General features: G+C 57.8%; 20 protein-coding genes and 1 tRNA gene. 11 read left to right on the top strand and 10 right to left on the bottom strand.

Features of this window, described 5'->3' with window-relative positions; genetic code table 11:
- The first annotated feature begins 68 nt into the window (after positions 1 to 68).
- The 5 genes from VL130_RS02490 to VL130_RS02470 all read left to right on the top strand — a co-directional run bounded on the left by VL130_RS02490 (position 69) and on the right by VL130_RS02470 (position 2,929).
- The gene (locus tag VL130_RS02490) at positions 69 to 530 is read left to right on the top strand and encodes a MarR family transcriptional regulator (RefSeq protein ID WP_325360802.1); all 462 of its coding nucleotides are present in this window, start codon (positions 69 to 71) and stop codon (positions 528 to 530) included.
- Positions 531 to 622: 92 nt separating this feature from the next.
- Positions 623 to 1,360, top strand: a complete 738-nt coding sequence (locus VL130_RS02485) for a hypothetical protein (RefSeq protein WP_325360799.1) — start codon at positions 623 to 625, stop codon at positions 1,358 to 1,360.
- 3 nt (positions 1,361 to 1,363) lie between these two features.
- On the top strand, positions 1,364 to 2,200 hold the full coding sequence (locus tag VL130_RS02480) for a hypothetical protein (protein WP_325360797.1): 837 nt from the start codon (positions 1,364 to 1,366) through the stop codon (positions 2,198 to 2,200).
- Between the two features lie 76 nt (positions 2,201 to 2,276).
- Positions 2,277 to 2,361: transfer RNA gene (locus VL130_RS02475), tRNA-Leu, on the top strand.
- 292 nt (positions 2,362 to 2,653) lie between these two features.
- On the top strand, positions 2,654 to 2,929 hold the full coding sequence (locus tag VL130_RS02470; protein ID WP_325360795.1) for a YMGG-like glycine zipper-containing protein: 276 nt from the start codon (positions 2,654 to 2,656) through the stop codon (positions 2,927 to 2,929).
- On the opposite strand, the gene VL130_RS19480 is transcribed toward VL130_RS02470, so the two are convergent.
- The 6 genes from VL130_RS19480 to VL130_RS02445 all read right to left on the bottom strand — a co-directional run bounded on the left by VL130_RS19480 (position 2,919) and on the right by VL130_RS02445 (position 11,141).
- Entirely contained in the window at positions 2,919 to 3,056 is a 138-nt protein-coding gene (locus tag VL130_RS19480; RefSeq protein ID WP_414636197.1) for a hypothetical protein, read from the bottom strand. The genes VL130_RS02470 and VL130_RS19480 overlap by 11 nt on opposite strands.
- A gap of 60 nt (positions 3,057 to 3,116) precedes the next feature.
- Complete coding sequence (locus VL130_RS02465; RefSeq protein ID WP_325361103.1) at positions 3,117 to 4,118, bottom strand: family 43 glycosylhydrolase; 1,002 nt, start codon at positions 4,116 to 4,118, stop codon at positions 3,117 to 3,119.
- A complete protein-coding gene (locus VL130_RS02460) occupies positions 4,064 to 5,251 on the bottom strand; it encodes a hypothetical protein (RefSeq protein WP_325360793.1) in 1,188 nt (395 codons plus the stop codon). The genes VL130_RS02465 and VL130_RS02460 overlap by 55 nt, the downstream gene beginning before the upstream one ends.
- 37 nt (positions 5,252 to 5,288) lie before the next feature.
- On the bottom strand, positions 5,289 to 7,877 hold the full coding sequence (locus tag VL130_RS02455; RefSeq protein WP_325360789.1) for an MGH1-like glycoside hydrolase domain-containing protein: 2,589 nt from the start codon (positions 7,875 to 7,877) through the stop codon (positions 5,289 to 5,291).
- A 185-nt stretch (positions 7,878 to 8,062) separates the two neighbouring features.
- Positions 8,063 to 9,871 (bottom strand): serine hydrolase, encoded by a 1,809-nt coding sequence (locus tag VL130_RS02450; protein ID WP_325360785.1) that lies wholly within the window; start codon positions 9,869 to 9,871, stop codon positions 8,063 to 8,065.
- A 76-nt stretch (positions 9,872 to 9,947) separates the two neighbouring features.
- On the bottom strand, positions 9,948 to 11,141 hold the full coding sequence (locus tag VL130_RS02445) for a serine hydrolase domain-containing protein (protein WP_325360781.1): 1,194 nt from the start codon (positions 11,139 to 11,141) through the stop codon (positions 9,948 to 9,950).
- A 236-nt stretch (positions 11,142 to 11,377) separates the two neighbouring features.
- On the opposite strand from VL130_RS02445, the gene VL130_RS02440 reads away from it, so the two are divergent.
- Positions 11,378 to 12,373 (top strand): LysR family transcriptional regulator, encoded by a 996-nt coding sequence (locus VL130_RS02440; RefSeq protein ID WP_325360779.1) that lies wholly within the window; start codon positions 11,378 to 11,380, stop codon positions 12,371 to 12,373.
- A 194-nt stretch (positions 12,374 to 12,567) separates the two neighbouring features.
- On the opposite strand, the gene VL130_RS02435 is transcribed toward VL130_RS02440, so the two are convergent.
- Genes VL130_RS02435 through VL130_RS02425 form a run of 3 tightly spaced genes read right to left on the bottom strand, consistent with a single transcriptional unit; the run spans position 12,568 to position 15,509 of the window.
- On the bottom strand, positions 12,568 to 13,365 hold the full coding sequence (locus VL130_RS02435; protein ID WP_325360776.1) for an alpha/beta hydrolase: 798 nt from the start codon (positions 13,363 to 13,365) through the stop codon (positions 12,568 to 12,570).
- Positions 13,366 to 13,380: 15 nt separating this feature from the next.
- Positions 13,381 to 14,172, bottom strand: a complete 792-nt coding sequence (locus tag VL130_RS02430; protein ID WP_325360774.1) for a DUF1365 domain-containing protein — start codon at positions 14,170 to 14,172, stop codon at positions 13,381 to 13,383.
- On the bottom strand, positions 14,169 to 15,509 hold the full coding sequence (locus tag VL130_RS02425; protein WP_325360772.1) for an NAD(P)/FAD-dependent oxidoreductase: 1,341 nt from the start codon (positions 15,507 to 15,509) through the stop codon (positions 14,169 to 14,171). Before VL130_RS02425 ends, VL130_RS02430 begins: the two co-directional genes overlap by 4 nt.
- A gap of 283 nt (positions 15,510 to 15,792) precedes the next feature.
- Here VL130_RS02425 and VL130_RS02420 point away from each other — a divergent pair, with 283 nt between their 5' ends.
- Genes VL130_RS02420 through VL130_RS02410 form a run of 3 tightly spaced genes read left to right on the top strand, consistent with a single transcriptional unit; the run spans position 15,793 to position 17,456 of the window.
- A complete protein-coding gene (locus VL130_RS02420) occupies positions 15,793 to 16,374 on the top strand; it encodes a sigma-70 family RNA polymerase sigma factor (RefSeq protein ID WP_325360770.1) in 582 nt (193 codons plus the stop codon).
- A gap of 8 nt (positions 16,375 to 16,382) precedes the next feature.
- Complete coding sequence (locus VL130_RS02415; RefSeq protein ID WP_325360768.1) at positions 16,383 to 17,039, top strand: ChrR family anti-sigma-E factor; 657 nt, start codon at positions 16,383 to 16,385, stop codon at positions 17,037 to 17,039.
- Between the two features lie 9 nt (positions 17,040 to 17,048).
- Positions 17,049 to 17,456, top strand: a complete 408-nt coding sequence (locus VL130_RS02410) for a DUF2177 family protein (RefSeq protein ID WP_325360765.1) — start codon at positions 17,049 to 17,051, stop codon at positions 17,454 to 17,456.
- Here the strand turns inward: VL130_RS02410 and VL130_RS02405 are convergent.
- Positions 17,440 to 17,850 carry a DUF2147 domain-containing protein gene (locus tag VL130_RS02405; protein WP_325360763.1) on the bottom strand — a complete coding sequence of 137 codons (411 nt, stop codon included), beginning with the start codon at positions 17,848 to 17,850 and terminating at the stop codon, positions 17,440 to 17,442. The genes VL130_RS02410 and VL130_RS02405 overlap by 17 nt on opposite strands.
- 104 nt (positions 17,851 to 17,954) lie before the next feature.
- On the opposite strand from VL130_RS02405, the gene VL130_RS02400 reads away from it, so the two are divergent.
- Both VL130_RS02400 and VL130_RS02395 read left to right on the top strand, forming a co-directional pair.
- On the top strand, positions 17,955 to 18,827 hold the full coding sequence (locus tag VL130_RS02400) for a DUF1295 domain-containing protein (protein ID WP_325360761.1): 873 nt from the start codon (positions 17,955 to 17,957) through the stop codon (positions 18,825 to 18,827).
- Positions 18,824 to 19,921 carry a cyclopropane-fatty-acyl-phospholipid synthase family protein gene (locus VL130_RS02395; protein ID WP_325360759.1) on the top strand — a complete coding sequence of 366 codons (1,098 nt, stop codon included), beginning with the start codon at positions 18,824 to 18,826 and terminating at the stop codon, positions 19,919 to 19,921. The genes VL130_RS02400 and VL130_RS02395 overlap by 4 nt, the downstream gene beginning before the upstream one ends.
- Positions 19,922 to 19,992 lie beyond the last annotated feature (71 nt).

Here is a 19,992-nt window from a genome sequence, read left to right as displayed (position 1 = left end):
AATAACTCATTTGTAATTGGTCTTGTCACAAGGCACATAGTAGCCTTCCCTACGAAGGACTCGTATTAATGTCTCAAGATTCGCTGCCTCTCGACGACTACATGCCTTACCGCCTGGCCGTGGCCTCCAGCGCCGTCAGTGCGCTGATTTCGACGGCATACGAGAGTCTCTACGGTCTCAAGATTCCGGAATGGCGTCTGATCTTTATCCTGCGCGAAGATGGCCCGACCACGCAACAGGCGCTGGTCAAGCGCGCTGGCATGGACAAGGTGACGATTTCGCGCGCTGCCCAGGCCCTGGCCAAGCGCCGCCTGATCACCCGCGCGCCGCACGAACATGACGGCCGGTCGCACCACTTGATTCTCACCGCCGAGGGCGAACGGCTTTATGCCGACGTGGCGCCGGCCGCTGCCGAATACGAACGTATCATGCTGGCCGGTTTTTCGCCGGATGAAGTCGTACAGTTCAAGAAATGGCTGCGCCGTGTCGAAGAAGCCGCCCTCAAGGCGCAAAACGGAACTGAGGGCTGATCGCTTCGCAAAATAGGCGTTGTGGACTCGCATCCCCCTTGGCAATCTGTTAACCTTTCCGGGTGAAGGCAGGCACATTGAGGGGAGGGTTCATGATGCACGGTATTTACGACGCTCCCGATGGCCCGGATATAGTGGCCGCGCCCAGTGATTTCCCGACAGATCCTGTTTTCTATCATGATGGTCCGCTGCTGGCGTTTCTGGCCTGGGGTGTTGTCATGGCGCTTGTCATCTGGGGCGTTTACCGCTTCGTGCGCCGTAATCAGTGGGAAAGCTTTTTCGCTCACGTAAAAACGGTGAAGCTGGTCGAGGCCGCTTCGCGCCGCGCGCAGGCGAAGGCCTATGAAACGCCCGGCACGCTCAGCCCCGATGTGGTTGGGCTGGTAAATGCTATTTGCGGAGAAACATGCCGCTGTGGCAAGGAAATCCGCGAGGAATACGGCAAGCTTGAAAAGGCGCTTAGCGGCGTAAAGGAAGTTGATGCGCCGCCGGGCTATGGTATCGGCGGGATCGGCGAAAACTCAGGCACCATCATCAATATCGCCGTCAGTAACGGGCCTAATGGCCAGCCGGTGGCCGACGGGGTGACTACGGCGGTCAATAACAGCCCGGCCGTGGCGCATATCGGTGCGCCCTTCGCCCAGCCGCCGGCGCCGCCGCTCAGCCATCAGGCGCGAATCTACAAAAGCCTGAATGTCCTGCATGATGAATGGAAAAGCACACGCTCCATGGCCGGGCTGCTGGAAGACGCGCGTACCCAGCTTATCGATACCCCGGTCTGGACGCCGCCCCTGTTGCCGCGTTCTGGCGAATCTATGGCACGGGGATAGGTGATGATGCTGCTGTTCCTTGATTCCGACTTTAACGGGCCATTCAATGATGCGCCCCCTGATCCCTATTACGCCGACGTCGGCATAGGCTATTTCGATCCCTTCCTGCTGTATGTCTTGCTGGCGCTGATGGTCACTATGGTGGTCGCTGTCGGTATTGGCGCCTATATCGGCCGGCGGCAGGCGGCCATGCGGCTTGATGAGGCCAAGCGGCGCTCGGTCGATCATATCTACGGCAGCATCCGCTATAAGCTCGATCAGGCGCTTGAGGCGCGTGGACTGGCCATTATCGAACGTGCCGCCCTGGTGCGGGATGAGGTGCATAATCGACTTGGTCACGTCATGGCTTTGGTCGACAAGCCGGGGAAAAACCTAGCCGAACTTGAAAAATCCTTGCCGCCGCCTGGTCCGGCCAAACCCGAAAAGCCCAGGACCGTCAAGGTCAAGATCGCCATGTCGGCTGAGGAGCAGATGATTGCGGTATGGGAAAGTCTCAATGCGTTCCGGGTTTTCTGGAGCAATGAGGCCTATGTGAGGGGGCTGATTCGCGCTGCCCAGGACGAACTGGCCCGAACCGATTCCCTGGCCTATGTCCGTCAGTTGGAAGCTCAGTATTTGCCTGCCCCTGAACTTGTGCGATGGCGTCCGGCCTGGCTATTGGCGCGAAAGGCGGGGGCCGCTGCCGTGGTTGCCGGGGCATTGAACGATGCCGACAAGGCAGGCGCAACGCCTGTGGTGACGGTTGCTCCGTTGCCGGAGCCTGATCCGACATCCCCGCCTGCGCCGCCGAAACCCGCCCGCAAGAAGTTACCGGCGCATAAGCGCAATATGTTGGCATAGGTCAGGCTGTAAAAACGCTTTGTTTGGGTCTTGCACGGGCGATGAAAAGCCTTTATCACCCCGCTTCCTTCCCTGCGCCCCTGTGGTGGAATTGGTAGACGCGCCGGATTCAAAATCCGGTTCCGCGAGGAGTGTCGGTTCGAGTCCGACCGGGGGCACCATGAAGCTGTCCGCATCTGTGCGTTGATGTTTGAAAAATCCTTTGAAATGTGGTAGTTATGGGGTTGTAAGTTCAACTCCGTACACCTGTGTCCGCACAAGCGAGGTTGGAATGTGCCGAGAAGCTTAATCTCTACGGCCTTGGCGGCTTTCCTGGTACAGGCCATTGCCCGATATTTACAATCCCAGGGGCAATTCCCGATCAGAAAAAGAGCAACGGTTAGTTACACTCGACGTAACCGAGCGGGTGTCGAAACCACCTTACGCTTACCTTCTGACCATAAAGGAAAAGCTATGAAAATCGCAGTATTGGGCCTGGCCTTCGCCACGTTGCTGGGCGGATGTGCAACTGACGGCATGGGCAGCGGGGCGGTCATCGGGGGCTTAGGCGGTGCCGCCGTAGGCGCTGCAACCGGGCATGATCCGGTCAAGGGCGCAGTGGTTGGAGCTGTCGCAGGCGCCGTCATCGGCTACGTGGTGGAGCAGGGCAAAAAGCGTGAACTTTACAGCGACGGGAATGGCAATAAGTACTGGGTGGATGACAACGGCGAGCGGCATTTCACGAACTGACGCCGTTAGAGCGCAATCCTGTAAAGTGTGCGGTACTTTGAACCAGAAGAGATGGCCCGAACATGAAACGGTCGTTGATATCGAAGACCTTAGGGCCGTTCCCAAAATCCATTGGCAGGGCCCGCATCAGCGTGTAGTGCGCCGAGGGGATCTGCCAACTTAGGCTATAGATATAACCGAGCCCGCTCTATCGCGTGCAGTCTGAAGTCGCGTTCAGTAGGGATGTTGATATTGGTCTCATGATCTTATCGGGAGATAATATCTGCCACTCCAGGACCCCAAATGCGGCGTAAGATTTAGTGTCGGTGGATGCATCCATCACCGCGCGGACGCAGCGGGTCGTGACTGGCTTGAATGACACCTGAGAATAGTCTCCTGATAGGGTTGTATAGGGGCCAGTCGGGTTTACAGTCCGCCATTCGGCTTCGTCCCAGTACTCAATATGCCATGCCTTAGGTACCGCAACACCTGCGCCTGCGCCTGTCGGTTGATCGCCCCAGAAGTAGATTTTCGTCGCATCTACTGTAACAGGCTTATCCCATTGGTACTCAATCCAACCTGTCGGGGCATCGTTTCGGCCTGTCCAGTTCCCCCACATGTCAGGCGGCAAGGGCGCCGGCGGGGTTTTTTCATCGTTCAAAGCCCTAAGGCGAAACTGGACCGGCAAGGGCATATTGGAGGCCGTAATGCGCGCGCTTAAGGCCACATTGTTTGTCGGTGTCGCGTCTACGGGCGGGCGCGTCTGAATAACCTTTTTAATGGCGGGTGGCGATGCGGTATCGTCCCAGAACACTTCGTCGACGGCGACGCTACGGCGGAAATGACTGCCGTCCTTGGCGTCAGCATTGTGATAGGCAAGATACCATTTGTCCTTGAACGGCACGAGGCCCGCGTGGGAGGTGGCCGATGTCACAGGATCGAGGAAAACACCGCGATAGGTCCAGGGGCCGAGAGGCGATGAGGCTGTGCCATAGCTCTGACAGGCGTGATAAACGGCTTCGGTGCACGGGGAGTCAGGGCCTGCATTATTGGCCGCATAAGCCATATAATAAACGCCTTTGCGCTTAAAAATCCAGGGCGCTTCAAAAAAGCCCGTCAAGGCGCTCACGTCGACAGGCGTGCCCTTCGGTGTTTTCATGTCCTTTTCGAGTTCGATGCCTTTGAGTCTGCCAAAGGTGCCCCAATAGATGTAAACACGATCGTCGTCGTCAACCAGAATGGTCGGATCAATGTTTCTATCTGATTTCTCACCGGGACAGTCTGGGATAGAATTGGACCCTCCGGGTGAATATCCTGATAGGGACCGAGGGGCGTGTCGGCCACGGCCACGCCGATCCCCATGCAATTGCGCGCCTTGCAGTTTTTTTCTCTGACCGGCGCGTAAAGATAAAAACGCTTATCACGCCCCTGGATAATTTGTGCCGCGTAGGCTCCGTCCTGATCCGCCCACCCGAACACTTTTTCTGGACGTAAGATGTCAGGATACAGTTTCCAGTTCTTTGAGGCCAGGGCGGCCGTTTCAAAGATTTGATAGTTGTACATGACAAAACCGCCCCCATCGATGGGCGCCTCGTCGCGTCCGGCGATGATGTAAAATTTGCCATCAGCCACGAGCGGTGCTGGGTCTGCGGAGTAACGGCTGCCATCCGCTATAAGGGTATTGAAAGCGGGGTGGAGGGCAATAGGTGCAGGTGGGTGTTCGGGGTACGGCGGAAGGATGACGGGTGGCGAAGGCGGTGGTGGCGCGACCCTTGCCAGATCGCTGTCAGGGAAGTCAGCCTTCGGTTCAATAACAACGGAAATTTCGCCGGAATTATCGTTCAGAACGTCGTCATTGAGGCCGAACTGCAGCTTGATGGCGCCTGTAGGCACCATACCTTTCCAGTCTTTTCCAACCGGGAAGGGTTTGCCGACAATGCGGCCCTTTGCATCGACAAACGTGCCGATTAGCTCATTCAGAAAAGCTGGATAATCGTGCGGGGCCACGTATTTGCTGGGGAAGAAGCGGCCGGAACCGCCCGGATAATCATCCGCAGTGTAGTCCTGCTGCCCCTCAGGCCCGATCAGGGGGGCACCTGGGAATGTCTGGGTTCCGCCGGTCGCGGTGATATGGATCTTTTCGCCGGCCTTCAGTGACAGTCCCTCGGCCACTGCCGGTGCAGAGCCGTCATCAATCCCGATAGGATAGTCAGGATTGACTTGGTTATCCCAGGCTTTTGATGTGCCGGGAATCCTGAAGGTGACGCCATGCGCACATGCACTGCCGCAAATAAGCGCCATTCCGGCGACGGCCAGCATGAGGGTGGCTTTTTTGATAATCATAAACCTATCCCCTTTTTGGGTTAGAAGGCATCTGGAGTTACTTCTCAAAGGCCATGAGTTCGGTAAGGCCCGTGCGGCCGAGCGAATCATGTTTGAAAGTCACGCCGATCTTGCTGGCCTTCACCGGTTTCACCTGAACGCTATTGACCATGCCCTGGGTAGGCTGCGTCGGCGTCCTTGACACGATATCCATCGGCGTCCATTCCGAGCCGTTCCAGTAGATCAGGGAATAGCCCAGCGGCGAGCGAACCCCGGCGCCATCGCCAAAAATATACATGTCGACACGGCCGACAGTCTTTTCCGCGCCAAAGTCAATCTGCACCCAGTCCGTTTCATTGGGCGATTCAAAGGCCGTCCAGCGGTTCCTCGAATTGGAGGAGAAAAAGACCTTCCCATCATTCACCTCTTCGATCTTATCGAAGGGAGACGTATAGGACGCACTCGCCTTCGGGTAGGCTTGATCTCCGGGATTGTAGGCCAGATCATCTATTTTTGCTGTAGGCGCGGATAAGGGGAGGGGGGCATGCCCCCAGGCCTCAACTTCCGACAAGCCGGTAAAAGCACCGGGACTGTGGACAAAGGTGAAGCGGAATCTTTCCGCGGAGACGGGCGTGTCAAAACGGATGATGTTGGGCTTGTGGCCTTGTGGCGCTTTGGGGGCGCGGTCAGCTTTGGCGACCTTCACCCATTGTCCGTTCTTCCAGTATTCGACGTCATAACTCTGGGGCGCCTTCAACCTGGCCCCATCATCCAGAAAATAAAGGTTGAGAGAGTTGACGGGCCGTTCGATCCCAAAATTCAGGACAAGCGAGTCGGACTTGTTGGGTGACCCCTCCGTCGTCCACCGGTTGGGTGGAGCATCGAGATACCAGGCGACCCCATCGTTGAGGCGCTGCAAAGCCGTCTTGGGGTCACTGAAGGACGCGGTAAAGTTGGGGAAGTATGTGCCTTCATTATTGACGGCGAAATTAATCGAATCGTCCGGCACCGGCGCGGGTACAGGCGCCGGAAGTGCGACTTCCAGTTTTTGCAGGGTGGGGGCTTTGCCGGCGGTCTGGCCGTCGACAATCAGGGTCAGGCCCTTACCTCGGTTGTATCGCGTTCCGTCCCTATCCCATATTACAGAGACATCATGTCCATGATAGGCAATGTCGTCCAGAGCGAAATAGGCCCAGTCGTCGGGTATGAGCGGGTTGACTTCAAGAATATTGTCGGCCCGTGGCCGCAGCCCGGCAAGCCCTGTAACAACAAGATCGACATAGGAAGAATGGAAGTAATGCTCGCTATGTCCATCCACGATCTGCCAAGCGCCCGTATCCGGATTAGCGGCTTCGGCGATATAAGGCTGGCCTTCATGACGTTGTGTGGCTGAGAAAACCTTCAGTAGCTTCACGTAGTCGGTCTTGTTGACATAGGACTGACCATAATTGTTGAGCAGATTAGCCATCGCTTCCAGAGTCTGTGACGTAGCGTAAGGCCACGAGTCACCACTCCATACACAACACCGGGGTGTGATCTTGAATTGCGGGTCGTGGCGTTCCACCGTTGTCGGACCGTACGGCGCGAAGAAGCCATCCGGGTCCATGATGGTTTTCCAGGCGGCGCTGAAATCTTCCTTAGCCTCCGGATCTGGCAGATTGAATTGCCAGGGCACGAACCCGATCAACTCCCGACCATGCGGATCGCCGGCATGCGGGCCGGATTGATAGGTCAGTGTGTTGGCTTTTATGCCGCCATCTTCGTCGTTGGCGAACATATGGAAAAAGTGTTTCCGTTTAGGATCCCACAAGCGCTTTTGCACAAGGTCTCTGAGCGAGGCGGCCTTATCGGCGTAAGCCTTGGCTGTGGTCGTGTCGCCGGTGAGCGCCGCTGCGCGTGAAATGGCCAGGGCGTCGCCATACATGTAAGCGTTCAGCGTTGGGCGATATCCCTCTGCTCCGCGGAACCAATCCTTAGTCAGCCGGGAATTGATATTGGTCTCCATCCCGTCCTGCATACCATTCCAGACGAACATTTGCGCTTTTGGATCGAAATGCTCTTGTTCCCAGCCTTCGTATTGCGCCTTCATGTCCGGCAGCATGGACTGGATGAAGTTTCTGTCTCCCCAGGCCTCGTATAGGCCCCACATGCTGGCGCCAAACCAGTTGCTGTAGGCGCGTGGTTGCGCGCCGGGGGTGTGAAACCAATAGCGGGCATAGTCGCGGGTGACGCGTTGATCTCGCAACCATCGCATGTCAGCAAACTGTAATCCCGCCGGTGCGACGATGGCGCCATACGTGCCGGACCAACTCGGGCGATCGATAAATTCTGTGACCGAATACCCGTGCTCCGGTGAACCGTAGACAAAGTGTTTCGTCATCATATCGAAGCGGTAATAGTAGGTTGCGTCGATCTCGGAATCCGGAGTTTCGAGAAATGGCACGTTGCGCTGGTACCAGTCCCAGTCGCGGTTATCCAGAAAGGCCATTTTAGCGAGAATGCTTTGACGGGACAGGATTTCATTGCCGCGTGGCCTCTCGGTCGCCGCGCTTTCCACCTGTATGGGCTTGGAAGAAGCGGAGGTTACGGATGTGCAAACAGCTACGGCGGTCGACACGAGAAGGAACAGCTTTTGAAATTTGTTCATTAGACTCCCCAAATGTATAGATTTAAATATTATATTTGTATACGATATACGTAGCTTCTTGGGTGTCAATGGTCGGACAAATAAATCGTACAATTGTGACGAATCGAAATTCTTTTGCGGTTTCACGCTCGCAATTGGTAATCACTCCGCGCAAGGCCTGATCTGCCATCCAGGTTTCAGAGTGCTTATCCCGGTGCGAATTCGGCGTGTTCGACGCGGCCATTTTCATTTAGCCGGATGAATATCCGCAAGGGGCCTTGGGCGAATTCACCCCTATATTCGTCCCGTCCATTGGCGTCCACGCGCTCGAACTTTAGGCTTTTCAGTTCCCCTAACCACGTTAACCATTGTTGCAGTCCAGGCAATTGCTGGCTAATCGAGTCTGCCAGTGCCGGACTCATGTTGCGGTAGTCCGGCTTGCCCGCGGTGATGCCGACAAGCAGTGAGCGGATCGCCGCTTCAGATTCGGGAGCAGCGCTCTGCGTCCGAAAGCGGTTCTCCGTGGAATCGAGCCAGGCAAAAACCCTTTGCGATCGCGCCTCGGTAACTCGGACCGCGCGCCGCTCGGTCTCACCAATACCGAGTTGCATTGCCGTTATCGTGTCGTTGACGCCTTCGAAGTCGACGACGAGATCGGCGTCCCGCGCGAACACCTCGTGGTCAGATGATGGGAATAAATCCACTGGCGTCTGGCCAAGCTCATGACCCGTCAAACGGCCGGCGTAACGACGCACGACGTAGATTGAGCCATCGTCAAACTGGTAGGCGCCGATCAATCGCTCCAATCTCTCGGGATTGACATCCACGAGGGTGCGTAGGGAGGGGGCAAAATCCGGCCACCCATAAGCAGATGCGACGCTGCGCATGACTTCCTGCGCGATCACGCCGCCATTGTCGCTGTTGGTCATGACGACAGCGCCTTCGCCGTCTTCGTAAACCACCATCAGGCAACGGTATCCATCGTTACCGCCATCGTGTGCGAAGTACATTCTCGGCGTTGTTCCACCGACTTGCGGTCCCAGCCCGCGACCGTTCAGCACTGGAGTCAGCATGGTGCGCGCCATGGGTGCTGAAATGATTGCGTCTTTTTCCCCCTGAAGCGCCGCGTTGACGCCAAGTGCGTAACGGGCCAGATCCGACGGCGTGGTCCACAGACCGGCGGCAGCCTGCTCAGGATAGATCCGCGCCCCTCCCGCTACTTGCGACCCGTCGGCGCGGTAAGGCATTGCGATTTCCGCAGCGCGCGAGGCGGGCAACGGCTGCTCGAACGTGCTGTTTTTCATGCCCAAGGGTTGAAGCACGACTTTTAGAAGGTACCGGGCGGTCGGCACACCCGTCAGGTCTTGAAGCGCCGCCTGTGCAATGACGTACCCCCCGCCAGAATAGCGATATCGAGTTCCTGGCACGGTATCGACGCGAACCGGGCTGCTATTCGCCGGGGATACGCCGTCGAGAATCTGAGTGAGCGTTGGCAATGTCGCTGTCGGCTCATAGCCGCGGAAGCCATGCACGGTGGTTCCGGCTGTATGGGACAACAATGCGCGCAACGTCACTGGTGCCTGGCTTGTGAAAGCGCTGTCGGGCACCTTCCAGCTTGTCAGGTAATCGTTGACATTGGCTTGCAGATCCACCTTGCCAGAATCAGCGAGACGCAACACTGCAAGCGCAAACACCGGCTTGCTGATGGATGCAGCCTGAAACACTGTGCGCTCTGTAACGGAGGGTCCGTCCCATTGAGTGACGCCAAATCCGCGCGCCCACTCGATGCGTCCGTTGTGGATCACAGCAATGCTCACCGCTGGCACGCTGAGTTCCGTCATACGCGTGGCCAGCGATGTAACCACAGGCGTTTCGCCACGCACCAAAACCGGCGGAGGCATCTGCTGTGTTACCTGTTGAATACGGATATTTATTGAATCGTCGGCCATGGATAGGTTCGCGAGCGAACCAGCGAGAACCGCGGCGCCCAGTGCGGCGATAAACAATCGAATCAAGAAAGCCTCCGAGTGAAACTTATTCGTTGGCGCGCGTAGAGAGATGGCTTGAGCGACGCGATGGCCGCCCGTTGTCTCATTGCTGCGAAACCAGATAGGCGGAGACTGCTGATCCTTGATCGATGATCGGGGCGATCTCACGGTATAGCCGCCCACCTTCCGCACCGCTCGTCAGTATGACAACGCCGTGCTGGCTACTAGGGTCGAAGTAAGCCAGCGTGCGCTCGCCGCCGGGGCGATCGTTGGAGCCCGTGTGCATGAAAACAGGACCGTCGGCGAATTCCAGACGTCTCCAGCCGAGTACCACCTTTAATGTCTGCGGGCACGCCGTCAACGGCACGGCATCACACGTCCACTCAGGTTGCGGGCCGCGCACCGGACGCAGTCGCTCGATGGCTAATTGCGGCGTCAAGCGTTCGCCCTGCATCACACTGGCGACGAATCGCGCATAGTCCCCCGCAGTGGTAATCAAATTGTTAGCCGCGTTCCACTGCCCGGCCATCTCTACCTGCGGTTTGCCCCAGCGCCCGTCGGCGTCGAGGGGCACGGCAAGTCGTCCCAGCATCCATTCTCGCGAAGAGAACGACGTGCTGGTCATCCGAAGAGGCGCAAACACTTGTTCCTGTGCCAGATCTTCGAACGTGCGTCCGAGCTTTCGTTCTGCGTAACGCGCGGCGTAGGTATAGCCCTCGCCGGAATACCCATACGCAGCCCCGGGAGAGAAGGCGAAGGCGAGCTTTCCGTCCGGGCTGTGTCCGCGCCAATTTGGAAGCCCGGTTTGGTGGCTCAATGCGATGCGAAGCGTCAGTTGCCGGTGACGTGCATCCGAGGCGATGTCGGGATCGACCCAGTACGAGGACATGGGTTCATCGAGTGAAAGCTGGCCTGCTGAGACAAGGCGCAACAATATCTCAGCCGTAACAGGTTTGGTCACGGACGCAAGATTATAGAGTGTGGCGGGCGTGGCGCGGACCCCGGCTGACTGTTCGCCATAGCTCCGTTCGAGAGCGACTTGGCCCTCCGTAATAAGGGCGATGCTGACTGAGGAAATACGATGCTCCTTGAGCAACGCGGGAACTTGCGCATCCAGCGCTGATTGGACAGAGGATGTATCCCTGTGAGGTGAGGATAGCGTCGCTCGGCTCGCCAGCGGATCATCGAAATCTTGACCGAGGGGCCATGTGGGGAGCGTCGCAAAGATCGCGGCCCCGCCTGCCAACCGAAGGATGTGGCGTCTGGTTTGGGGCGTCTCGTTGCCTTCAGTTTGCATTTGGCCCTTCCGAAGATGACGACTAAGGGTACGTGTTTATTGTCCGCTGACAATTGTTCAAATCTAATGCTGTCATTAGAATATCTTTTTGCTGAGACTCCGGTGCCGGCGTCGTCGCTGTCTCTTAGGATGAACTCAGCATACCTCGCGAGTGTTTTGGTACGGTACGTATTCATCGCCTCTCAGAGACCTGAGTGTTCACCTGCCGCCTGCGTTTAAACATGAGAGTTTTGAGAATGGCCCGTAAAATTGGTGAAGACGATGTCGAGGGCTATCGGGTCGATGCACAGCTGCTGTCCGATTTATGGATTTTCCGCATAGCGGCGCGCGTGGGGTCAATAACAGGAGCGGCCAGCCGGCTTGGCGTAACGCAGGGCGCCGTCAGCCAGCGTGTTATCCGCCTGGAAGGCAGACTTGGCACGACCTTGTTTTCCCGAAAGAATGGCCGCCTGATCCTGACGTCCTCGGGCGAAAACGTCCTCAGCACGATGAATGAAGTGGCAACGAAGCTGAACGGCGCGCTGAGCCGGTTCGATCATGTTCGACGCACCTCGCTCGTAGTAAGCTGTCTCCCTTCATTGGCCATGGAGTGGCTGGTCCCGCGTCTGCAAGGTTTCTACCAGGAAAATCCGGATATTGAGCTGTTCATTCGCGGCGAATTTAACCAGGCGACCGTAGAGCGCATGGAAGACAAGGGCATCGACGTGCTCATTTGCTACCAGAATGCGCCAGCCGACGACGTCTATGAACTCGGGTCATTCCAGGAGATGATCGTTCCAGTCTGTTCCAGGTCCTGTAAGGACGCTATGAACGCAGCAACCCAGGACCCACAGCTCATCCGCCTTCACGACGACGCGCCGTGGGATGATTTCCTGTGGCAAGGCGTTCCCACGGAAGCGGAATGGGGGTCGTGGCAATCGGCCCGCCCGGAATGGCGCGGCCAGATTGTCGGCGACCGACATTTCAACCTGTCACATCTCGCTTATCACGCGGCGCTTAGCAATCAAGGCGTGGCCATCGGACGCACTGTCCTCGTCAACCGCCTTATCAAACGTGGCGAACTGATCGCGGCCACTTCGCTGAAGCCTGCTCCGGGCGCAAAATACCGGATTGTCGCAAACCGCCCCGGCGATGCGCGATCCGCCGTGCGTAAGTTCGCCAATTGGGTAGTTCAGGCCATGAAGAACACGCAGGAGGAAACCTTGTCCCTGATTTCTTCCGCCGCCGAGTAGGTCAAACGGGAGTACCTCTAAAGCATTGCCCGGTTAAGACGGCGCATATCCTGCCTGGCTAAAAATAGTTTTGGCAGGCTTAGGTTTGAAAAGCCTCTATGGTGACTAAATGGGGAACGGGACCTCGCGGACTGGGATCGAAATTCTTGCGGCCTTTCGCCCTCTCTCTCTTCAAAAAGGAAGAGAGGGCGCTGTCAAACGCGATCGGTCAGGAATGCCGCGACGTCGGACCGAATGATGCTCTTCCTGCGGAAAGGGCCAGAAAAGACGGCGGCCATATCCTGATGGCTAAGGTGATCGTAAAGTTTGAGCTGAACATCGGTGCCTGTCGCTTTAAGTCTCGTTTGGAGGTTGACGGCGTTGTGTATGCCCACAACGGTATCGGCGGTGCTTTGCAGCAGCAGGACTGAGGTCGATACCTTGCGGGCATAGCTGATGGGCTGGGTTTCAGCCGGGCGCGGCCATGCAGAAAACGTGTCCCGCGAGGCTTTAACGTCGAACGGATAAAAATCATAAGGTCCTGAGACACCGACGAGCGCGGAGATTTTTTTATCGCCGAGATATGAAGGGTCCAGTGTCAGCATGGCGGCGTTATAGGCGCCCGCCGAATGCCCGATCAGGGCCAAACGCGAGGCATCGGCGCCGTAGTCTTTGGCCTGGCTCACGGCGTGGCGAACCGCGCAGGCACAATCTTTCAAAAAATCAGGGTAAAGGACCTCAGGCACCAGTCGGTAATCCGGCACTATGACGATGTAACCGATTGCCGCCAGCGCATAGCCCATCCAGACATAGTTCTTCTTTTCCCCCTCTGACCAGCCGCCACCATAAAAGAAGACCAGCAGCGGGAGGCGTGTCCTGACCCGTATCGGGGCATATACGTCATAGCGCTGGCGTGGATGCGCGCCGTACACCACGCCAATGGCGAGGCGACGAACGCCCTTATCCTTGGGAACAAAGGTATTGAAAAGGCTCAGTATGGAGAAATCAGCCACTGCGTACTGCCCTTTTTAACCGACGCTAACGCCCGAACGCGGTGTCGGCGGCTTCGGCTTGAGCCATAGGCCCTTGAGCATAAGCTTCGCCGCTTCCCAATGGATGCCGGCGACTACTTTCAGGGTCAGGAGCGGCACAGTCCAGAACAGCCGCCATAGTTGCGCGTCCGTCAGGTCTTTCCGCTGGGCGGCAAAACCGGCAAACAGCATGTCCTCTGCCCCTGCGCCCACCTTCCGTTGCAGGCGAATATTAAGCGCAAATGCATCTGTCGGCGGGGTCAGGTCGAAGGCATAGCTCATGTCGTGCGTCTCCATAAAGGGCGAGACATGGAGGCGTTTGTCAGTCCCCTGCCGGATATGCCCGTTCTCCTTCGGCACGGGCATGACGTAGGAATGGCGATTGCCGAACGTGTTATTGACCTCATAGATGACAGCTTTCAACCGGCTGGTTCGGCCATAGACGAAATATACGCTGATCGGGTTGAAGACGAAACCCAGGACGCGCGGCATGGTCAGCAGGAATAACCGGTCCGCCTCAAGGCCGTGCTTACGCAGAAGGGTACGTATCCGATCCTTTAGTGGAGCGTGGAGATCCGTCTGGTCCGGGCCATGATCGCGGTCGTTAAAACCGAACAGGTTGAAGCGATTGTGCGACAGGAAGCGCAACGGTGTCAGCTCCAGATCGAGGCGATCGAGATCAAGCAGGACCTGGAACATGCGGTAGGACAAGCGATGCTGCTTCGGCCGGAAGCGCTGATGCACCACCGTACCATCATAAATGCCTGACCTCGGCTTGTCGTTGTTCATTCCGCTGCCTGTAGGACTGCCGGCTCATCCGCCCAGGGATTGTAGGGGATGCGGCTTTGCGCCCAGTCGAAATCCCAGGGCCGCGCCACGCCGCTGATGGCTTCTGCGACGGCAAGCCCGGATTGCAGGCCATCCTCGTGGAACCCGGAGCCGAAATAGGCGCCACAGAACCATGTGTGCCTCTGCCCTTGCAGCGCGCCCAGGTGTGACTGAGCGGCGATGGCCTCGGCATTGAACAGCGGATGCTCGAAATGCCGGACCTGGATGATCTTTTCCGGATCAACCGGGTGACTGGGATTAAGCGTGACGAAGTAGTTCTGGCGCGTCTTCAAGACCTGCAACAGGTTCATCCAGTAGGTGACGCACAATTGCTGTTCCGCCGAGGCCATGCGCTCACCCAGATAGTTCCAACTCGACCAGGCGGCTTTGCGCCGGGGCATGAAGGAGGTATCCGTGTGCAGCACGACCGCGTTCGAGGTGTAGCTGAAGGCGCCAAGCGTGCGACGTTCGTCTTCGGTCGCGGCATCGCCAAGCAAGCGCAGTGTGGTATCGGCATGAGTGGCGAAGACCACCTTGTCAAAGTGATGAACCCGCCCTGTGCTGTCCGTGAGCGTAACGCCGGCGGCATTACGCGAAACAGTGGCAATCGTGGTCGCGGCATGAATTCGATGGGCAAAAGGCGCGGTGAGCTTGCTGACATAGGCTTGCGCGCCGCCAATGACGCTGTGCCACAGAATGCGGTCAAGCACCTTCAGCAGGCCGTGATTCTCGAAGAAGGTGATGAAGGCGTGAAAGGGATAATCCATCACCTGACCGGCCGAGGTCGACCATATAGCGGCCGCCTGCGGCAACAGGTGATCATCGATGAAGGCGCGGCCGTAATTGCGATCCTTGAGATAGTCGCCCAGGCGATAGTCGGAACGGCTGCGCGCCACATGGTCCTTTGGCGCTTCGCGATAGAAACGAACAATATCGAGCAGCAGTGACAGAAAGCGCGGACGAAACAGGTTGAGCGTTTGTGCGAAGATCCCCCGAAAACCGAGGCTGGAATATTCGAGAGACCCGCGGTCGATTGAAACGCCGAACGACATATCGCTGAGTTGGTACGGCACCTTCAGTGCCTTGAACAGCGCCACAAGATTTGGATAGGCGGGTTCGTTGAAGACGATGAACCCCATATCGACCCACAGAGGTGCCTCTTCACTGCCGACATTGACGCTGTGACTATGGCCGCCAGGTACACCCTCGCGCTCGAACACGGTGACCTCACAGTGACGATCCAGGTGCCAGGCGGCCGAAAGCCCGGCTATCCCTGAACCGACGATCGCAACCCTCACGCGGCGTTCCTGCCCGGCGGGAATTCTCACCCCGGTGTCTGCTCCGACCCGATCATGCATGTGAGGGCTCCCAAAATATATGTCTCATGAATAGGGTTACGGAGCGCGTCCCTGACTGGATCACTATTGGTGCCGTATTGTTCCTATATGATCCAACCCGGTTGGTCCGGCGTAATAACAATCAAAGGGCAATAATGCCGAACAAGGAAAGTCTGGTGCGATGTCCGGTCTGATCAGAAAAATGGCCTTTGACCAAAGCCTTGTTTTCGGGGCAACTAGACGCATGGATGAAGATGATCGACATTTGGAAACGACAGGCGTCGCTCCGACGGATAATGCCGGCCTTCTAATTGCGCGCATAGCCATCTCGCGGGACCGCGAAGCCTATGCGCGGCTCTTCTGTCTGTTCGCGCCGAAGGTGAAGGCGTTCGTCATGCGTCAGGGCATGGGGTTTCAGGCCGCCGAGGATCTGGCGCAGGACACCCTGCTCACGGTCTGGCGCAAGGCCGAATTGTTCGATCCGGCCAAGGCGGGCGCCTCGACCTGGATCTACACGATTGCCCGCAACCTGCGCATCGACGCGATCCGCAAAGCCACCCGCGTCCGGGATCTGCCGGAAGACCTCTGGCAGGGCGAGCCAGCGAAACCGGCTGACGAGCAGGTGATCGAACATCAGGTCCAGGAGTCGGTCAGCCGCGCGTTCGACCGGCTTTCCGAGGAACAGAAGACGATTCTGCGCCTGTCCTATTATGAAGGTCTTTCACAGGCCGAGATTGCGAGTGCGCAGTCCATTCCGCTGGGAACGGTCAAATCCAGAATGCGTCTCGCCATTGCGCGGTTGCGCACACATTTTACCAAAGCCTGAGGCCAGTCATGCAAAGCGTACACCACCATCCCGATGATGATATCTTATGGCACTATTGCTGCGGGGCCGCGTCGCCTGGTGCGGCCTTGGTGGTCCGTGCGCATATCGAAACCTGCCCGCATTGCCGTAGCGGGCTGAAGGTATTTGAAGCTCTGGGGGGCGCTCTTCTGGAGCGGATCGAAGGGGTGGCCATGTCTGACGCGGCTCTTGAACTCGCTCTGGCTCGGATTGAACGGCCTGCCGTTGCGCCACCACGCCCGGTCAAGAAACTGCCGGCTTTTCTTGACGGCTTCGCGTTGCCGCCCAGCGTGGCGGCGGCCGCCGTGCGTGGCCGTTATTGGGCGGCGCCCGGAGTCTGGATTGCGCCGATCGATACTGGCGAAACGGACAGGCGTATCAAGACCTACCTGATGTACGTCAAGGCGGGCATGATCATGCCGGAACACACGCATGCGGGTCAGGAAATGACTCTGATGCTCAAGGGCAGCTTTACCGACAAGTATGGCGCCCTGGCTGTCGGAGATTTCGCCGTGCGCACCGAGGAGGATAGCCATTCGCCTGCCATCACGGCCGATGAAGATTGCCTGTGCCTGGTCATGCAAACGGCGCCCATCGTGCCCAAGACTTGGCTGGGCAGGATATTGCAACCTTTTGCCCGCATCTAGGACGCCGGCATGAAATTGCTTGTCGCTTTCATCGCGGTCGTGCTGACGCTCCTGGCTTGTGACGCCCTGTGGCTGGGGTTGGCGTATGAGCCCCTTTACCTGCCCGCCATGGGCCATCTCCTGAGTCCGCAGGTGAATATTGGCGCAGCAGCGGCTTTCTATGTGCTCTATGCGCTCGGCCTGTCGTGGCTGATCATTCTGCCGGCGATGAAATCCAGCGGGATTGCGGAGCTGTCCCTGCGTGCTGGCTTTTTCGGGGTGGTGACTTACGGAACCTATGACCTGACAGCCCTCTCGGTTTTGCGTGACTGGCCGCTGGCGCTCAGTCTCATCGACATGGTCTGGGGAGGCATTATCACACTTGCTGCGGCCAATGGCGCCCGTGTCGCCCTGACGCTCGTCAGGACGAATCGCTAACCTCGTCATCGGTACGTGTCCAGGCCATGCTTTTGCAGGCAAGACCCATGAACAGGCACCCGCGCGTGACCATCGATGTTTTGCTGACGTCAACTATTAGCTTCATGTTGAGCCGTCGTTGCGGATCATAAGCAGTTCCGGTCCATTGAGCAGGTCGGGTTTCGGTGACCTTCATTTCCAGCCTGTCGCCGACCTTTTCGTGCGACGTACCCTTGCGAACCCAGATATTGACCGCACATAGTCCGGCCTTACAGGGTTGAATGCGCACACGTGCCTTACCATCACCGCGACTCCAGGTACCTTCGAACGAAGCGGCAGAGCGGGCCATAACGGGTCCCGCAAGCCCAACCAGAGCCATCGCGCCCACGGCGGCGATCTTAGGAATAGACATCATGTTCCGTGTCTCCAGGTGCCACAGCCTCAATGAGATACGACGGCAGGCCGGGAACGGATCTCCCATGAGACCTCAAAATATTTTTTGCGCATATGAACCGGGGCATGAAGGTCATCGTAGACTCCTTTAAGTATCTGCTATTTGGAGCCGCAATGCATTATCTTCCGTTGATCTGGATCGCATTAGGCCTCGTTGCGGCCATGACAGGCGCATGGGTGGTTCAGCGGCTTACGGGCTCAAGCGGCTGGGTCGATACCATCTGGTCGCTGGCGGTAGGGGCGGGCGGTCTGGCCGCGGCACTCCTGCCGGCGTCAGAAGCCGTTGCCGGACGGCAGGTTTTTGCGGCACTTCTCGTGACGATCTGGTCGTTGCGCCTGGCATGGCACATCGCCGCCCGCACGCATGGCGCGAACGAAGATCCGCGCTACGCTGCCCTGGCGCAGCAATGGGGGCGTAGCTTCGCGCCGCGGTTATTCGTCTTTTTGCAGATACAGGCCGGCGCCGCTTTTGTCCTGATCCTGGCGGTGCGCATGGCGGCCATCAATCCGGCGCCGTTCCCACGCCTTGCCGACATGCTCGGCATGGCGCTTCTGCTGGTGGCGATTTTGGGTGAGGCTATAGCGGATGCTCAGTTGTCACGCTTTCGCCGGACTCATCACGGCCAGAAGGCGGTTTGCGATGTCGGACTCTGGGGCTGGTCACGCCACCCGAACTATTTTTTTGAATGGCTGGCCTGGTGCGCCTGGCCATTGCTGGCGATTGATGTGAGCAACTGGCGGGTTGAGGGGCTGGTGGCGCTGGCCGCGCCGGTCATGATGTATGTGCTGTTGGTGCACATCTCAGGCATACCGCCTCTGGAAACGCATATGGTTGCCAGCCGCGGAGAGGCTTTCCGGACTTATCAGGCGCGGGTCAGCGGCTTTTTCCCCTGGGCCCGTCGGTCCGCTCACCGATCAATCAAGGAGACAAGATCATGAATATGCTGGCCGGTACGATAGACGCAGCGGAACGCATTCCCCTTCCGGACACCTGGACTTTGGCGGGGATCAACTGGCTGGTGAGCCGAACCCGTCAGTCACTTGCCCGCGCCCCCCTCGGAACCGAGGCAGCTTTTCTTGACGAGATGGGGCGGTTCCCGATCGCCCTGCATACCCAGGCGGCCAATGCGCAGCATTATGAACTGCCGCCCGCCTTCTTTGGGCTGATATTGGGGCCAGCGCGAAAATACTCCTGTTGCCTTTATCAAAACGAACGCACCTCCCTCGCCGAGGCTGAGGTCTTCGCGCTTGAGGAAACCTGCCGGCATGCCGGACTGGCGGACGGGCAGGACATTCTTGAACTCGGCTGCGGCTGGGGATCGCTGTCCCTGCATATGGCGTCGGCTTTCCCGAATGCGCGCATCACCTCGGTATCGAATTCTCATGCACAGCGCGCCTTCATCACCGGGGAAATGCAGCGTCGCGGTCTGCATAATCTGGACGTCATTACCGCCGACATGAATAATTTCTCGACGCAGGGACGCTTCGATCGCATCGTGTCCGTGGAGATGTTTGAGCATATGTCGAACTGGCACGATCTGCTTGAACGCGCCCGCAACTGGCTTGAGTCGGACGGCCGCCTGTTTCTGCATGTCTTTACACACAAATCCCGCTCCTATCGCTTCCACCATGAAGATCCGGCGGACTGGATCGGGCGCTATTTCTTCACGGGTGGCATCATGCCGTCTCACGCCCTGCCACATCGCTTCCCCGGCCTGTTGACGGTTGAGACTGAATGGCGCTGGTCCGGAACACACTATCAAAAGACGGCCTTAGACTGGCTGGCTAACTTCGACCGTGAGGCCGATGCTATCGACGCCATCCTGCTGTCGGTCTATGGCCGCGATGCAAAATTATGGAAACGGCGCTGGCGGCTCTTCTTCCTGGCGACGGCAGGCCTGTTCGGTCATGCCGAAGGCGCCGAATGGGGCATTGGCCACTATCTCATGAAGCCGGTCAAAAATCCTGGGGGTAATAACCATCAGTATCCCGACGACATCATACCCATCAGTTCCTCAAAGCCCATAACCTGAAGGTCGTCAGTTCAAATCAAGCACGGGAACAAGGAAAGCACCTATCAAACATTCCAGATCGCAGCCACGCG

Source organism: Asticcacaulis sp. (genome assembly GCF_035497195.1).
Taxonomy (GTDB): domain Bacteria; phylum Pseudomonadota; class Alphaproteobacteria; order Caulobacterales; family Caulobacteraceae; genus Asticcacaulis.
This window is presented reverse-complemented; position numbering and strand designations above follow the sequence as displayed.

Excerpts from the sequence above, each read along its gene's own strand:
- VL130_RS02490 (WP_325360802.1), top strand. The coding sequence starts at position 69 with ATGTCTCAAGATTCGCTGCCTCTCGACGACTACATGCCTTACCGCCTG.
- VL130_RS02470 (WP_325360795.1), top strand. The coding sequence starts at position 2,654 with ATGAAAATCGCAGTATTGGGCCTGGCCTTCGCCACGTTGCTGGGCGGA.
- VL130_RS02405 (WP_325360763.1), bottom strand. The coding sequence starts at position 17,850 with ATGATGTCTATTCCTAAGATCGCCGCCGTGGGCGCGATGGCTCTGGTT.
- VL130_RS02395 (WP_325360759.1), top strand. The coding sequence starts at position 18,824 with ATGAATATGCTGGCCGGTACGATAGACGCAGCGGAACGCATTCCCCTT.
- VL130_RS02415 (WP_325360768.1), top strand. The coding sequence starts at position 16,383 with ATGCAAAGCGTACACCACCATCCCGATGATGATATCTTATGGCACTAT.
- VL130_RS02410 (WP_325360765.1), top strand. The coding sequence starts at position 17,049 with ATGAAATTGCTTGTCGCTTTCATCGCGGTCGTGCTGACGCTCCTGGCT.
- VL130_RS02485 (WP_325360799.1), top strand. The coding sequence starts at position 623 with ATGATGCACGGTATTTACGACGCTCCCGATGGCCCGGATATAGTGGCC.
- VL130_RS02400 (WP_325360761.1), top strand. The coding sequence starts at position 17,955 with ATGAAGGTCATCGTAGACTCCTTTAAGTATCTGCTATTTGGAGCCGCA.
- VL130_RS02445 (WP_325360781.1), bottom strand. The coding sequence starts at position 11,141 with ATGCAAACTGAAGGCAACGAGACGCCCCAAACCAGACGCCACATCCTT.
- VL130_RS02440 (WP_325360779.1), top strand. The coding sequence starts at position 11,378 with ATGGCCCGTAAAATTGGTGAAGACGATGTCGAGGGCTATCGGGTCGAT.
- VL130_RS02455 (WP_325360789.1), bottom strand. The coding sequence starts at position 7,877 with ATGAACAAATTTCAAAAGCTGTTCCTTCTCGTGTCGACCGCCGTAGCT.
- VL130_RS02430 (WP_325360774.1), bottom strand. The coding sequence starts at position 14,172 with ATGAACAACGACAAGCCGAGGTCAGGCATTTATGATGGTACGGTGGTG.
- VL130_RS02460 (WP_325360793.1), bottom strand. The coding sequence starts at position 5,251 with ATGATTATCAAAAAAGCCACCCTCATGCTGGCCGTCGCCGGAATGGCG.
- VL130_RS02420 (WP_325360770.1), top strand. The coding sequence starts at position 15,793 with ATGGATGAAGATGATCGACATTTGGAAACGACAGGCGTCGCTCCGACG.
- VL130_RS19480 (WP_414636197.1), bottom strand. The coding sequence starts at position 3,056 with ATGCGGGCCCTGCCAATGGATTTTGGGAACGGCCCTAAGGTCTTCGAT.
- VL130_RS02480 (WP_325360797.1), top strand. The coding sequence starts at position 1,364 with ATGATGCTGCTGTTCCTTGATTCCGACTTTAACGGGCCATTCAATGAT.